The sequence below is a fragment of the Ruegeria sp. BG9 genome (assembly GCF_056538305.1).
In genome coordinates this window covers 1-13,241 of sequence record NZ_JBQFSY010000017.1, presented here as the reverse complement: position 1 = coordinate 13,241, position 13,241 = coordinate 1, and the positions used below count along the sequence as shown (strand labels likewise).

15 protein-coding genes and 1 tRNA gene are annotated in these 13,241 nt (G+C 58.2%); 9 read left to right on the top strand and 7 right to left on the bottom strand.

Translation table 11 applies throughout. The features are described from left to right. The 4 genes from ACR0I8_RS21925 to ACR0I8_RS21910 form a co-directional block, all read left to right on the top strand. Positions 1 to 155 (top strand): homogentisate 1,2-dioxygenase domain-containing protein (locus ACR0I8_RS21925; RefSeq protein WP_480703474.1); only part of this gene is annotated, 155 nt, incomplete at its 5' end. Between the two features lie 6 nt (positions 156 to 161). Further along, a complete protein-coding gene (locus ACR0I8_RS21920) occupies positions 162 to 785 on the top strand; it encodes a LysE family translocator (RefSeq protein WP_170693397.1) in 624 nt (207 codons plus the stop codon). Between the two features lie 20 nt (positions 786 to 805). Then, positions 806 to 2,062 (top strand): fumarylacetoacetase, encoded by a 1,257-nt coding sequence (gene fahA / locus ACR0I8_RS21915; protein WP_170693399.1) that lies wholly within the window; start codon positions 806 to 808, stop codon positions 2,060 to 2,062. 90 nt (positions 2,063 to 2,152) lie between these two features. Further along, the gene (locus ACR0I8_RS21910; RefSeq protein ID WP_170693402.1) at positions 2,153 to 2,488 is read left to right on the top strand and encodes a DOPA 4,5-dioxygenase family protein; all 336 of its coding nucleotides are present in this window, start codon (positions 2,153 to 2,155) and stop codon (positions 2,486 to 2,488) included. Here ACR0I8_RS21910 and ACR0I8_RS21905 read toward each other — a convergent pair. After that, complete coding sequence (locus tag ACR0I8_RS21905) at positions 2,485 to 4,113, bottom strand: acyl-CoA synthetase (protein WP_170693404.1); 1,629 nt, start codon at positions 4,111 to 4,113, stop codon at positions 2,485 to 2,487. The two genes, ACR0I8_RS21910 and ACR0I8_RS21905, sit on opposite strands and share 4 nt — an antisense overlap. Positions 4,114 to 4,337: 224 nt before the next feature. Here ACR0I8_RS21905 and ACR0I8_RS21900 point away from each other — a divergent pair, with 224 nt between their 5' ends. Then, positions 4,338 to 5,729: an aminotransferase family protein gene (locus ACR0I8_RS21900; protein WP_170693406.1), complete on the top strand. Its 1,392-nt coding sequence runs from the start codon at positions 4,338 to 4,340 to the stop codon at positions 5,727 to 5,729. 142 nt (positions 5,730 to 5,871) lie between these two features. After that, positions 5,872 to 6,690: a DUF2189 domain-containing protein gene (locus tag ACR0I8_RS21895; RefSeq protein WP_170693408.1), complete on the top strand. Its 819-nt coding sequence runs from the start codon at positions 5,872 to 5,874 to the stop codon at positions 6,688 to 6,690. A 91-nt stretch (positions 6,691 to 6,781) separates the two neighbouring features. Here ACR0I8_RS21895 and rplT read toward each other — a convergent pair whose 3' ends face one another. The 5 genes from rplT to pyk all read right to left on the bottom strand — a co-directional run bounded on the left by rplT (position 6,782) and on the right by pyk (position 11,238). Next, positions 6,782 to 7,147 carry a 50S ribosomal protein L20 gene (gene rplT, locus ACR0I8_RS21890; protein WP_008756009.1) on the bottom strand — a complete coding sequence of 122 codons (366 nt, stop codon included), beginning with the start codon at positions 7,145 to 7,147 and terminating at the stop codon, positions 6,782 to 6,784. 14 nt (positions 7,148 to 7,161) lie between these two features. Next, positions 7,162 to 7,362: a 50S ribosomal protein L35 gene (gene rpmI, locus ACR0I8_RS21885; RefSeq protein ID WP_010443552.1), complete on the bottom strand. Its 201-nt coding sequence runs from the start codon at positions 7,360 to 7,362 to the stop codon at positions 7,162 to 7,164. 181 nt (positions 7,363 to 7,543) lie between these two features. Continuing rightward, positions 7,544 to 9,094: an alanine/glycine:cation symporter family protein gene (locus ACR0I8_RS21880; RefSeq protein WP_170380992.1), complete on the bottom strand. Its 1,551-nt coding sequence runs from the start codon at positions 9,092 to 9,094 to the stop codon at positions 7,544 to 7,546. Positions 9,095 to 9,108: 14 nt separating this feature from the next. Continuing rightward, positions 9,109 to 9,546: a universal stress protein gene (locus tag ACR0I8_RS21875; protein WP_170380993.1), complete on the bottom strand. Its 438-nt coding sequence runs from the start codon at positions 9,544 to 9,546 to the stop codon at positions 9,109 to 9,111. 246 nt (positions 9,547 to 9,792) lie between these two features. Beyond that, positions 9,793 to 11,238 (bottom strand): pyruvate kinase, encoded by a 1,446-nt coding sequence (pyk, locus tag ACR0I8_RS21870; RefSeq protein WP_170475104.1) that lies wholly within the window; start codon positions 11,236 to 11,238, stop codon positions 9,793 to 9,795. 127 nt (positions 11,239 to 11,365) lie between these two features. On the opposite strand from pyk, the gene ACR0I8_RS21865 reads away from it, so the two are divergent. The 3 genes from ACR0I8_RS21865 to ACR0I8_RS21855 all read left to right on the top strand — a co-directional run bounded on the left by ACR0I8_RS21865 (position 11,366) and on the right by ACR0I8_RS21855 (position 12,795). Then, positions 11,366 to 12,103: an N-formylglutamate amidohydrolase gene (locus ACR0I8_RS21865; RefSeq protein WP_170693409.1), complete on the top strand. Its 738-nt coding sequence runs from the start codon at positions 11,366 to 11,368 to the stop codon at positions 12,101 to 12,103. 61 nt (positions 12,104 to 12,164) lie between these two features. Beyond that, positions 12,165 to 12,404, top strand: a complete 240-nt coding sequence (locus tag ACR0I8_RS21860) for a DUF6868 family protein (protein WP_170693411.1) — start codon at positions 12,165 to 12,167, stop codon at positions 12,402 to 12,404. A 76-nt stretch (positions 12,405 to 12,480) separates the two neighbouring features. After that, a complete protein-coding gene (locus ACR0I8_RS21855; RefSeq protein ID WP_170380997.1) occupies positions 12,481 to 12,795 on the top strand; it encodes a DUF1244 domain-containing protein in 315 nt (104 codons plus the stop codon). A gap of 355 nt (positions 12,796 to 13,150) precedes the next feature. Here the strand turns inward: ACR0I8_RS21855 and ACR0I8_RS21850 are convergent. After that, a tRNA-Met gene (locus ACR0I8_RS21850) sits at positions 13,151 to 13,227 on the bottom strand. Positions 13,228 to 13,241: the final 14 nt, after the last annotated feature.

Sequence of the window (13,241 nt, the reverse complement as noted above, 5' to 3'; positions counted from 1 at the left end):
ACAAGCTGGATCACACCATGTCCTTCATGTTCGAAACCCGCTTCCCACAGCATCTGACCGCCTTCGCCGCAACCGAGGCCCCCTTGCAGGACGACTATATTGACTGCTGGTCCTCGCTTGAGAAAAAGTTCGATGGGACACCGGGAAGGAAATAACCTGCCATGAGCTTTGATATCTGGATCACCTATGTCGCCACCGTCCTGCTGCTGATGAGCACTCCAGGACCAAGCCAGCTTCTGATGCTGTCGAACTCGGCCACCAACGGGCTGCGCCGGGGCGTGTTCACGGCTGCTGGCGATCTGACGGCGAACCTGTTGCAGATGTTGGCGGCGGGTCTCGGGCTTGCCGCGATTATTGCAGCCTCGGGCACAGCGCTGACTGTGATCAAATGGCTGGGCGTCGCCTATTTGGTCTTTCTCGGTGTCAAAGCGATTGTCAAAGCCAAACCTCAAACAGCGCAAACCGCACAGCTGACCAGCCGCAAAACCTTGTGGATGCAGGGCTTTATAACCTCAGCCGCCAATCCCAAAGCAGTAGTGTTCTTTGCCGCACTGTTTCCCCTGTTCATTGACGGCGCGCTGCCCTTCTGGCCGCAATTCGCGATCCTCTCGGCCACCTATCTGACCCTGGACGGGTTGTTTCTGACCGCCTACGGAGCAAGCGCCAGTTGGTTAGCAACGCGGCTCAAAGGGTCTGCGCGGCTCTGGCTGGATCGCGCGGGTGGCGGGTTCATGATTCTGGCTGCCGTTCTGCTGGGGCTGAAGTCCCTGCGAGACGCTCAATAAACCAAGACAAGGATCAAAAGATGCCTTTGCTGAAATCCTGGGTCGCCTCGGCCAATGATGTGACCCATCCATTTCCGTTGAACAACCTACCCTACGGAGTGTTTGCCCTTGGCGACGAAGAACCGAGATGCGGCGTTGCCATCGGCGATATGATCCTCGACGTCACCGCAGCCGAGGCCGAAGGACTCATCACCCTGACCGATGAGCCGCTATTTGACCTGCCCTATTGGAACCCACTGATGGAGCAAGGCCCCGCCGTCTGGGCCGCCCTGCGAGAACGCCTGACGGCGCTTTTGTCCGAAGGCACGGCGGAGCAAGAGACGGTGGAGCCTCTGCTGGTGCCGCAAAGCGCGGTTGTCATGCACATGCCCTTCGCGGTCAGCGAATACACCGATTTCTACGCTGGTCGGCATCACGCCTTTAATGTGGGTTCGATGTTCCGGGACCCCGAAAACGCGCTTCCACCGAACTGGCTTCATATTCCCATTGGATATAATGGCCGGGCATCCTCGGTCGTGGTGTCGGGTACGGATATCCGCCGCCCGTGGGGTCAGCTGAAGTCGCCCGATCAGGACAAACCCGCCTTCCTGCCCAGCCGCCGCTTCGACTTTGAGCTTGAGTTGGGTGCAATCGTTGGCACTCCGTCCGACGGCCCGATCTCGGTGCAGCAGGCTGATGATCATATCTTCGGCTACGTGTTGCTGAACGACTGGTCCGCCCGGGATATTCAAGCGTGGGAGTATCAGCCTCTTGGCCCATTCCAAGCCAAGGCCACGGCAACTTCGATCAGCCCGTGGATCGTGACCAAACCTGCGCTGGAGCCCTTCCGCTGCGACACACCCGAGCGGGAATTCGAGTTGCTGGATCACCTGAAGGATTGTGGCCCGATGCTCTATGACCTTTCGCTTGAGGTGACGCTGGCCCCCGAAGGACAGGCGGCAACCACAATCACCCGCACGAACTACAGCGAGATGTACTATTCCGCCGCGCAACAACTGGCCCATCACGCCAGCTCAGGCTGCCCGATGAATACCGGTGATCTGCTGGGGTCCGGCACGATTTCCGGGCCGACGCGCTATACCCGAGGTTCGCTGCTGGAACTCAGCTGGGGCGGCAAAGACCCCTTGAGCCTTGAAACCGGTGAGGCCCGCAGCTTCCTTGAGGACGGAGACACGCTCACGCTGTCCGGCTCCGCGCAGGGGGATGGCTATACAATCGGGTTCGGGACTTGCCATGGCACTGTGCTACCGGCGCTGGAGGACCCTCTCAAACCCTGAGCCATGCCGCACAGCACCTGTGTGCCGGTGTTGGTAGGATTGAGGACCAAGAACACCTAGGTTCGTTGCATCCAAGCAATGAGGCCCCCGATGTCTGAGATCTCCGGCTATCACGCCCATGTCTATTTCGACGCCGACACACAGGATTTAGCGCAACAGATTTGCGAAGAGGCCGCCCGCCTTTTTCCGGTCCAAATGGGGCGTATGCACGCGCGCCCGGTTGGCCCGCATCCGAGGTGGAGCTGCCAGCTGGGCTTTGCCGCCGACGCGTTCGATCAGGTCATTCCGTGGTTGATGCTCAACCGGCAGGGCCTGACGATCTTCACCCATGCTGAAACCGGCGATCATCTTGCCGATCACCGGGATCACGCCTTGTGGATGGGTGAGCTTTTGGATCTGGACCTGACGATCTTCGACAAGGCCTAGCCCAAAGCCCGCGCCTGATCCCGCAGCACGAATTTCTGAACCTTGCCGGTGGATGTCTTGGGCAAAGTCCCGAACACCACCGTCTTGGGCGCTTTGAAATGGGCCATGTTGTCCCGACAGAACGCAATCAGATCGGCCTCGGTCGCGCTGGCCTCGGGCTTCAGCTCAACGAAAGCACAGGGGGTTTCTCCCCATTTCTCATCCGGGCGGGCGACCACTGCGGCCTCCATGACCGCGGGGTGCTTATAGAGGACGCCTTCAACCTCGACGGATGAGATATTCTCACCGCCCGAGATGATGATGTCCTTGGACCGGTCCTTCAGCGCGACATAACCATCAGGGTACATCACCCCCAGATCGCCCGAGGCAAACCAACCGCCGTTAAAGGCCTTACCGGTGGCATCGGGGTTCTTGAGGTAGCCCTTCATCACCACATTGCCCTGCATGAAGATCTCACCCATGGTTTCACCATCGGCGGGCACGGGCTCCAGCGTTTCGGGATCGGCCACCATCAGGCCGGACAGCGCTGAATAGCGCACGCCCTGACGCACCTTGAGGGCTGCCCGTTCAGCCGCGTTCTTCTGGTTCCATTCATCCTTCCACGCGCAAACAACCGAAGGGCCGTAGGTCTCTGTCAGGCCGTAGACATGGGTCACCTCGACGCCCATCCCCTCCATCGCTTCGATCACGGCGGCGGGCGGCGGGGCACCAGCGGTCATTACCTTGATCTGGTGGTCGAAATCCTTGAGGTGATCGGGGGCATGCGCCAGCATGTTCAGAACGATAGGCGCGCCGCAGAAATGGGTGACTTTCTCTTCCCGGAAGGCGGCATAGATCGGCTCGGCCCGAACCGCGCGCAAGCAGACCGAGACCCCGGCATTCAACGCCATGGCCCAGGGGAAACACCAGCCGTTGCAGTGGAACATCGGCAGGGTCCACAAATAGACCGAATGCTTCGGCATACCCCAATCCAGCAGATCGGACTGCGCGTTCAAGGCGGCTCCCCGGTGGTGATAAACCACGCCCTTGGGGTTACCGGTCGTGCCAGAGGTATAGTTTAGCGTAATCGCATCCCACTCATCCGCGGGCAGTGACCAGTCAAACTCGGGGTCGCCTTCGTTCAGCAGGGCGTCATAGGTCAGGCTGCCAAGACGTTCGCCACCATCAAAGCTGGGATCTTCGATATCGATCACCAGAAGGTCATGATCGACCTGCGGCAGCGCCTCTTTGACGACGGCAGAAAACTCGGGGTCGACCAGCAGCACCTTGGCCTCGGCGTGGTTTAAGATGAAGGCGATGATCGGCGCATCGAGGCGCGTGTTGATCGCGTTCAAAACAGCGCCGGCCATGGGAATGCCAAAATGGGCCTCATAGAGCTCGGGGATGTTGGCGGCGATGATCGAGACGGTATCGCCCTTGCCCACCCCACGGGCCGTCAGGGCGCTGGCAAGACGGCGGCAGCGCGCATAGGTCTGCGCCCAGCTGTAGCGACGGTCTCCATAGACGACGGACGGGTAGTCGGGATACACCGCCGCCGTCCGTTCGATGAAGCTGAGCGGGGATAGCGGCGTGTAATTCGCACGGTTCTTATCCAGATGACGCTCATACATATTGGCTGCTTGCATCCGCCAACCCTCCCAATTCGCGTGTGTCGCCACATGACCATAAACACGAGGCTGTGACTATCTTGTAGAAATACGACAAGTGGCGGGGCTCTGGCGATACGCTATGATGACATCTGGCCCTATATTCGCGACCCCATTCGCGGTGATCTGGGCCATCGCATTTACTTGCTATCGTGGGACCGATCCCACAATCTGCACACCGCATCAGACTGAAAGGACATGTCATGGACGGCACGTTCAACGAAAACGATCTTTCCCGCGTGGTCGAGGCCGACCGCGCCCATATCTGGCACCACCTGATCCAGCATAAACCCTTTGAAACAAACGATCCCCGCATCATTGTCGAAGGCAAAGGCATGCGTGTCTGGGACCAGAAGGGCAAAGAGCATCTGGATGCGGTCTCTGGCGGCGTCTGGACGGTGAACGTCGGCTACGGCCGCGAATCCATCTGCAAGGCGGTCTATGACCAGCTGATGAAGCTCTGCTATTTTGCGAATTCGGCAGGGTCGATTCCCGGTTCTATCTTCGCGGAAAAGCTGATCGAAAAGATGCCGGGCATGAGCCGCGTTTACTACACAAACTCAGGCTCCGAGGCGAACGAGAAAGCCTTCAAGATGATCCGTCAGATCGCGCATAAGCGCTATGGCGGCAAAAAGACCAAAATCCTGTATCGCGATCGCGACTATCACGGCTCGACTCTGGCGGCGATGTCAGCGGGTGGTCAGGATGAGCGCAACGCGCAATACGGCCCGTTTGCTCCGGATTTCGTACGTGTTCCCCATTGCATGGAATACCGCAAGCACGAACTGAACGGCGCGCCGGAGGAAAACTTTGGCGAGTGGGCCGCCGACCAGATCGAAGAGGTCATCCTGCGCGAAGGGCCAGACACCGTTGGCGCGCTGTGCCTTGAACCTGTGACCGCAGGTGGCGGTGTGATCGAAGCACCCGAAGGCTACTGGCAGCGCGTTCAGGAGATCTGCAAGAAGTACGACGTGCTGCTGCATATTGATGAGGTTGTGTGCGGCGTCGGTCGCACGGGTACCTGGTTTGGCTACCAACAGTATGGCGTGAAGCCTGACTTTGTCACCATGGCCAAAGGCGTTGCCTCGGGCTATGCGGCCATCGCCTGTCTGGTCACCACCGAAGAGGTCTTTGACATGTTCAAAGACGACGCGGCGGATCCGATGAACTATTTCCGTGACATCTCGACCTTCGGCGGCTGCACCGCTGGTCCGGCCGCGGCGATCGAGAATATGCGCATCATCGAGGATGAGAACCTGCTGGGCAACTGCGTCGACATGGGCGATCGCATGATGGGTAACCTGCAAGCGCTGATGGAGAAGCATAAGGTCATCGGCGATGTGCGTGGCAAAGGCCTGTTCCTGGGTGCCGAACTGGTTGCGGACCGCTCCACACGTGAACCGATGGACGAAAAGAAGGTACAGGCCGTTGTGGCAGACTGCATGGCGCAGGGTGTCATCATCGGCGCGACCAACCGCTCGCTGCCGGGTCGCAACAACACGCTGTGTTTCTCGCCTGCGCTCATCGCGACGGCGGATGATATCGACCAGATCACCGATGCGGTCGACGGCGCGCTGGGACGTGTGTTCGGCTAGCGAATGAAAACCGGGAAACCGGGGGATCACGCCCCGGTTTCCCGACCTCTGGGCCGCAAGCCTTTTTGCGAACCAGACGATCAGACACACCTCTTGCTCTTGCGCATCAACCGTCGCAGACTTGCATGCAGGGGAGTGTATCATGACACCCAAAACCTCAGACTCGGAACCGTCGGGCGACATGGCATCGCCGCAAGGTGCAGCGCTCAAGGTCAACACAGTAAGCGCGCAGGACATCAAGGACTCGTTGAAGGCGGGCGTGGCGGACTTTGTGGCCCGCCCTGTCATGAGCGGGTTTTTCGGCCTGTTCTATGCCGTTTTTGGCATTGTCTTTGTGTGGTGCCTGATCTGGCTCGGCAAGGTCTGGATGATCATTCCGGCCATTGTGGGCTTTCCACTGGTTGCGCCCTTTGCCGCTGCCGGGCTCTATGAGATGTCGCGACGATTGCAGAACGGAGAACAGTTCGGATGGTCCGATATCCTGACGGTGATGGCCAATCAACGCAAACGCGAGATGGGCTGGATGGCCTTTGTCACCCTGTTCATTTTCTGGGTATGGGTCTATCAGGTGCGCCTTTGGTTGGCGATCATCCTGCAAAATGCGTCCTTCTCGGACTTTGACGGATTTCTGAACACCGTCTTCTTCACGCCCGAAGGCTGGACGTTTCTAGCCATCGGCACCTGCATCGGCGCGGGCCTTTCGGCCGTGCTGTTTTCGGTCACCGTCGTCGCCATGCCGCTGCTTCTGGACCGAGAGACCAACTTCGTATCAGCCATGCTGACCTCGATCCGGGTCGTCACCGAGAACCCGGTGGTGATGCTGGGTTGGGCAGCAATCATCTCGGTAACCATGCTGCTCTCGCTGATCCCAGCCTTTCTGGGCCTGATCTTCACCCTGCCGATCCTTGGTCACACCACATGGCACCTATATCAGCGCGCCGTTCCTCCGGCCGAGGACTGAACGCGCCCCCTTTGAGGGACAGGCACATCCGAAACAAAAAGGACCGCCCCAAATGGGACGGCCCTTTGTTCACTGTCTCTCTTTTCAGAGATCAGGCAGCCAGGGCGGCCTGAGCTTTGGCGACGATCGCACCGAACGCTTCCGGTTCGTGTACGGCCAGGTCTGCCAGAACTTTGCGGTCCACTTCGATACCGGCCAGGTTCAGGCCGTTGATGAAGCGGGAATATGTCAGAGCCTCGTCATGCGAACGGACTGCAGCGTTGATACGCTGGATCCACAGAGCGCGGAAGTTGCGCTTGCGGTTCTTGCGGTCGCGGGTTGCATACTGGTTGGCCTTGTCGACGGCTTGACGGGCAACCTTGAAGGTGCTCTTGCGGCGGCCATAGTAACCTTTGGCGGCCTTAATAACCTTCTTGTGACGGGCGTGAGTTACGGTTCCACCTTTAACGCGGGACATCTCTTAATCTCCTCTTAGCGGTCGTAGGGCATGTAGCCCTTGACGATCTTGGCGTCGGGGGCGGACAGGGTGGTGTTGCCACGGGCGTCGCGGATGAACTTCTTGGTCCGCTTGATCATGCCGTGCCGTTTGCCGGCCTGGCCAGCAAGGACCTTACCGGTCGCAGTCACCTTAAAGCGCTTCTTGGCGCTCGACTTGGTCTTCATCTTAGGCATTTCCGTCTCCTTTCAGGGTTCGGTACTAAACGCGACTCGGCATGCCATCTCGGCCGGTCACGCGATCAGATGCGCCGTTTACGCAAGTTCTGTCATACTGACAAGGGGGTTTGGCCCAGAATCTGCGCTTTTCGCAGCGGCCAATGCACCGGGGCAGCACAGGGCCGCCCCGGTGAAGAGCTTAGTGGCTGAATTTGCGGATTTCGCCGCTCTTCAGACGCTCGGAATAGGACGCCAGCTCCTGACGCACGACTTTCATCAGGAAGTAGAGAGCAAAGACGTTCACAACCGCCATCGCGAAGATCGCCGCGTCCGAGAAATCGATGACCGGGCCAAGGTTGGCCGCCGCACCGATGACAACGAAGATGCAGAAGATGATCTTGAAGACCAACTCTTTGGTGTGACCTTCGCCGAACAGATAGGTCCATGCCTTTAGGCCATAGTAGGACCAGCTGATCATGGTCGAAAAGGCAAACAGAACCACGGCAATCGCCAGTATGAACGGGAACCAGCTGAACGCGCTGCCGAAGGCCGCCGAGGTCAGGCTGACGCCGGTATTGCCGTCGACCGTTGCAATCGCATTACCTGCTTCGTTCAGCATGTAGTTGCCGGTTGCCGGATCAACGATCAGCTGCTGGGTGATGATGATCACCAGAGCAGTCATGGTACAGATCACAACCGTGTCGATGAACGGCTCAAGCAGCGAGACGAAGCCTTCCGTGATCGGTTCTTTGGTCCGTACGGCTGAGTGCGCAATCGCCGCGGAACCCACGCCTGCTTCGTTCGAGAACGCCGCACGACGGAAGCCCTGGATCAGCGCACCGACCATACCGCCAGCAACGCCGAGACCGGTGAAAGCACCTGCGAAGATCTGACCAAAGGCCCACCCGATCTGGTCTGCATGCATCAGGATGATAACCAGCGCCGCCAGCACGTACATGACACCCATGAACGGCACGACTTTCTCGGTCACACGCGCGATGGATTTCAGGCCACCCACGATCACCGCAAAGACGATGCCCGCAAAGACCAAACCTGTGATCCAGCCTGGATAGTCTCCGACAATCCCAGCAATCTGCTGGTGCGCCTGATTGGCCTGGAACATGTTGCCCCCGCCCAATGCGCCAAGGATACAGAAGATCGAGAACAGCACGGCCAGGATCTTGCCGCCCGGCAGGCCCAGTTCCGCAAAGCCCTTTGACATGTAATACATCGGGCCACCCGAAACGGTGCCGTCTTCATATTCATTTCGGTATTTCACACCCAAAGTACATTCGGTGAATTTCGACGCCATGCCCAGCAGGCCGGCGACGATCATCCAGAATGTAGCACCCGGTCCACCGATCCCGATGGCAACCGCCACACCGGCGATGTTCCCAAGACCAACGGTCCCCGACAAAGCGGTGGCAAGGGCCTGAAAATGGCTGACCTCACCCGCGTCATTGGGGTCGGAGTAATCGCCTTTAACCAAGCTGATCGAGTGTCCGAAGAATCGGAATTGCACAAAGGCAAAATAGAGCGAAAAAACTGTGGCCGCGACGACCAGCCACCCCACGATCCATGGGAATCCAGTGCCCGGAAACGGCGCGAAGATAAAGCTAACGAAGGGGCCGGTAAAATCCGCGAAAGCCTGATTGATCTTCTCGTCCAGACCGGGCGCCTCTTGCGCGAAAGCGGGGCCAGACATCAGAGCCATGGTCGCACCAAGGCCCAGTTTTTGAAGCATATTCATCCTAATCCCTCCGCTCAGTTCACGACCGTGACAGGCACGTCGGCATGCATGACCAAGTTCTGAGTCGAGCTTCCAAACAGCCGTTTCTTGAACCCATCCGCCGAGGCGCGGCCGACGATGATCTGAGTGCCGCCGTTTTCGACCGTGATCGCGTTCAGCGTCTCGGCCACGTCGCCATGGCGCACGATGCCGTGCGCTTCGAACCCATCGGCCTTTAGCGCCTCAACCGTAGGGGCAATGATCCGCGAGGTGGCCAGTTCGACCTCTTCCTCGCGCCGCTTGTGCCGTTGGGCGTTTTCTTCCGGTGTTTGGAAAGTGAAAGGGGACCATTCGATGACATAAACAACCAGCATTTCGCATGAGCCAATCCGCCCGGCCAAATCCTTGGCAAAGGCGATAGCGCGCTCTCCGGTTTCTGTCCCGTCCAGTCCAATGACAATCTTTGTTGTCATGACGTTCCTCCATTTTTTTTCTGGTTTGACCGGGACCCGTGCCCCCGGTAGGGCGACCGGAACCTGGAACTATCTGAGATGATCGCCCTAAGGTTCAGTATCCGGCAAAATCACCAAAAAACAGAGGCATTTTTGCTAAATACAACCCTACGGGCATCTTCCCCTTGAAAACAAACAAGAAAAGCCGCCTAAAAATTAGGCGGCTTGAGAGTTCTCAATATGATCCCTCCTGAAATCCGGGCGGACTCATCCCGGATCGGTGTTGTAGATCAGACGCTCGTCACAAGGGGCAATACGCAGAATATTGGTGGTTCCGGGGACATTGAACGGAACGCCTGCGGTGACAACGATCTGATCGCTCTCGGCGGCGAAGCCCCCTGCGCGCGCGGCGCGGGCCGCGTTGACCACGGCCCCTTTGAACCTCTCAAGTTCGGGCGTCATCACACAGTGGCAACCCCAGCTCAGGCACAGACGGCGGGCGGTTCCGGTCGCTGGCGTCATGGCGATGATCGGCACACCGGGACGTTCACGCGCAGTCAACAGTGCTGTGGTGCCGCTTTGGGTGAAACAGCAGATCGCTTTGATGTCGGTCTTTTCCGCGATCTCCCTCGCAGCTGCCACGATACCGTCCGCGATAGTCGACCCTTTGGCAGTACGCGAGGCGGCGATGATCTGCGTGTAGGTCGGGTCGGCTTCGACCTCGATAGCGACCTTGTTCATGGTCTGCACGGCCTCAATTGGGTACGAACCTGCCGCAGATTCCGCGCTGAGCATGATGGCATCCGTGCCTTCGTAAATCGCAGTTGCAACGTCCGAGACCTCGGCGCGGGTTGGCATCGGGCTTTCGATCATGCTCTCGAGCATCTGGGTCGCGACAATCACCGGCTTGGCCGCACCACGGCACTTGCGAACCAGACGTTTCTGGATCGGGGGCACAGCCGAAACCGGCAACTCAACCCCCAGATCGCCGCGCGCCACCATAATCCCGTCTGATGCGTCGAGGATATCGTCAAACGCCTCAACCGCTGCGGGCTTTTCGATCTTCGACAGGATCGACGCCCGTCCATCCGCCAGCGCACGCGCCTCGAACACGTCCTTGGCCCGCTGCACAAAGCTAAGCGCCAGCCAATCCACACCCAGTTGGCACACAAACTCCAGATCGTCGCGATCCTTGGCCGACAAGGCTGCCAGTGGCAGCAGCACATCGGGCACGTTCACACCCTTGCGGTTCGAGATCGTCCCTCCGACTTCGACAGTGCAATTGGCGAAATCCTGACCGCAGTCCTGCACCGTCAGACGGATCTTGCCGTCATTGACCAGCAGCCGAGCGCCGGGTTCCAGCGCCGCAAAAATCTCGGGATGTGGAAGGCAGACACGGTTGATGTCTCCGGCCTCGGGGTCGAGGTCCAGCCGGAACGCCGCGCCCTCTACCAGTTCTTCCGCATCATTGGCAAAAACCCCAACACGCAGCTTCGGGCCTTGAAGATCGGCCAGAATCGCGATCGGGCTGTCCAGATCCTTTTCCACCTGACGAATAATGCGATGCCGTTCACGGATCTCGTCATGGCTGCCATGGCTCATGTTCAGGCGAAAGACGTCGGCCCCGGCCTCATGCAAAGCCCGGATGGTGTCATAGTCATTGGACGCCGGTCCCAGCGTCGCCACGATTTTTACATTTCTAAGGCGTCGCACTGGTTTCGCTCTCCTCAATCCCTCGGTGATGCGGCAATGTTACCGCAAACAGTATGGGGGTGGTTATTGCGCAATTCCCTTTTGGAAGCAACTGCCATACACCTGCCGCAAACTTGATGACAGGCACATGACATACACTCCGTTTTTTATCCATGGCGAGGATCGCCCGTCCCGATGGCTGATCACCTGCGATCATGCGACCAACACCGTCCCCCCCGAAATCAACGGCGGGGATCTGGGATTGCCGCGCGAAGATATGGAACGCCACATCGCCTATGATGTCGGCGCCTACGAGGTCTCGAAACATCTGGGCGAGATCCTGAACGCGCCGGTCATCGCAGCCAATTTCTCGCGCCTTGTGATTGATCCAAACCGGGGTGAGGATGACCCGACCCTGCTGATGAAGCTCTATGACGGTTCGATCATTCCCGGCAATCGCCACGCTGATGCGACCGAGCGTGAACGGCGTTTGGACATGTGCTACCGCCCTTATCACGACGCGCTTGGGCGGCTGGCCGCCCTGCCTCATGCGGTGATTGTGTCGATGCACTCTTTCACCCGCCAACTCCGCGGTCGCGAACCACGCCCTTGGCATGTAGGCGTTCTGCACACCCCGGATGAGCGCTTCTCACGCCCTCTGATCAACCGCTTGAAGGCCGAAGATAATCTGTGCGTCGGCGTGAACGAGCCTTATACCGGCGTTCTTCCCGGCGATGCCATCGACACGCATTGCACCTCACATGGTCGACCAAATGCATTGATCGAGCTGCGCAATGATCTGATCGCGGATCACGCAGGGCAACGGGCCTGGGCCGAAAGGCTAGCCGTAATCCTACAGGATGCACTATCTGACAGCGGCCTTTGATCGCACGTTATTGTGAGCTGCACCTTCAACCCCCACTTTGGAGACTGGGAAGGAGGCGACCATGACACAAGAGTTGCTGACAAGTTTTTTTGGCTGGATGGCGATACTGAACATCGCTGTTTTGCTGTTCACAACCGCTATGACTGTGCTGCTACAGGACTGGATTGCAGGGGTTCATGCCAGAATGTTCCAAATGGAACGGCCTGATGTGAAGCGTGCCTATTTTCGGTATTTGGCCAACTACAAAATCCTCACGCTGATTTTCTGCGTCATTCCGTGGCTGGCCTTGAAACTGGCCTAACGCAGAGTCAGTTGAAACACCCCCGTCCGAGCGTTAGTTCGGGAATAGACAGCATCCAATTCCTCGGAGCCACACCATGGACAAGCAAACCGAAATCGAACTTCAAGCCGCAGCATTCCGTCGGCTGCAAAAGCACTTGATGGAAGATCGCACGGACGTTCAGAATATCGACATGATGAATCTGGCCGGGTTCTGCCGCAACTGCCTGTCACGCTGGTATCAAGAAGCAGCCAATGAAAAAGGCATTGAGATGGGCAAAGACGAAGCCCGTCAGATCTTCTACGGCATGACCATGGATGAATGGAAAGCCAACTACCAGACCGAAGCCAGCCCCGACAAACAGGCCGCCTTCAAGGTCGCCTTTGAGGAAAATGTTACGAAAAGGGACTAAGGCCCTAAGTCCAACGAGCCGACAACGCAGACTGATGACCTAGTCCCGTACAGCAGCACCCAAAAGCACGCTGTGATGCGTGCACACGGTCTCTGAGTTTAGGTGATACTTAGTAGCCTGAAGAACAAGATCGCCGCTCGTGTTGAATTCACAGTGCTTCCAGCGGTGTTTCTGGAACCGAAAAGCCTCGCGTGGTGCGAGGCTAAGTGCTTGATATCTGAGCTAGAGTATTGGTTTTGGGGTTAGGATTTGAACCTCTGACCTTTAGGTTATGAGGCTGACGAGGTTAGGACGTTAAGCAATTGATCCGGGGATCAATTGTAGTCTGAACGGGCTGTTTTGGATTTTCTGACGCTGGTTGCGGGAGCAGGATTTGAACCTGCGACCTTCAGGTTATGAGCCTGACGAGCTACCGGGCTGCTCCATCCCGCGTCAGAGTCAGATTT

Excerpts from the sequence above, each read along its gene's own strand:
- rpmI (WP_010443552.1), bottom strand. The coding sequence starts at position 7,362 with ATGCCTAAGATGAAGACCAAGTCGAGCGCCAAGAAGCGCTTTAAGGTG.
- ACR0I8_RS21895 (WP_170693408.1), top strand. The coding sequence starts at position 5,872 with ATGACACCCAAAACCTCAGACTCGGAACCGTCGGGCGACATGGCATCG.
- ACR0I8_RS21905 (WP_170693404.1), bottom strand. The coding sequence starts at position 4,113 with ATGCAAGCAGCCAATATGTATGAGCGTCATCTGGATAAGAACCGTGCG.
- ACR0I8_RS21855 (WP_170380997.1), top strand. The coding sequence starts at position 12,481 with ATGGACAAGCAAACCGAAATCGAACTTCAAGCCGCAGCATTCCGTCGG.
- ACR0I8_RS21860 (WP_170693411.1), top strand. The coding sequence starts at position 12,165 with ATGACACAAGAGTTGCTGACAAGTTTTTTTGGCTGGATGGCGATACTG.
- rplT (WP_008756009.1), bottom strand. The coding sequence starts at position 7,147 with ATGTCCCGCGTTAAAGGTGGAACCGTAACTCACGCCCGTCACAAGAAG.
- ACR0I8_RS21865 (WP_170693409.1), top strand. The coding sequence starts at position 11,366 with ATGACATACACTCCGTTTTTTATCCATGGCGAGGATCGCCCGTCCCGA.
- fahA (WP_170693399.1), top strand. The coding sequence starts at position 806 with ATGCCTTTGCTGAAATCCTGGGTCGCCTCGGCCAATGATGTGACCCAT.
- ACR0I8_RS21880 (WP_170380992.1), bottom strand. The coding sequence starts at position 9,094 with ATGAATATGCTTCAAAAACTGGGCCTTGGTGCGACCATGGCTCTGATG.
- ACR0I8_RS21875 (WP_170380993.1), bottom strand. The coding sequence starts at position 9,546 with ATGACAACAAAGATTGTCATTGGACTGGACGGGACAGAAACCGGAGAG.
- ACR0I8_RS21910 (WP_170693402.1), top strand. The coding sequence starts at position 2,153 with ATGTCTGAGATCTCCGGCTATCACGCCCATGTCTATTTCGACGCCGAC.
- ACR0I8_RS21900 (WP_170693406.1), top strand. The coding sequence starts at position 4,338 with ATGGACGGCACGTTCAACGAAAACGATCTTTCCCGCGTGGTCGAGGCC.
- ACR0I8_RS21920 (WP_170693397.1), top strand. The coding sequence starts at position 162 with ATGAGCTTTGATATCTGGATCACCTATGTCGCCACCGTCCTGCTGCTG.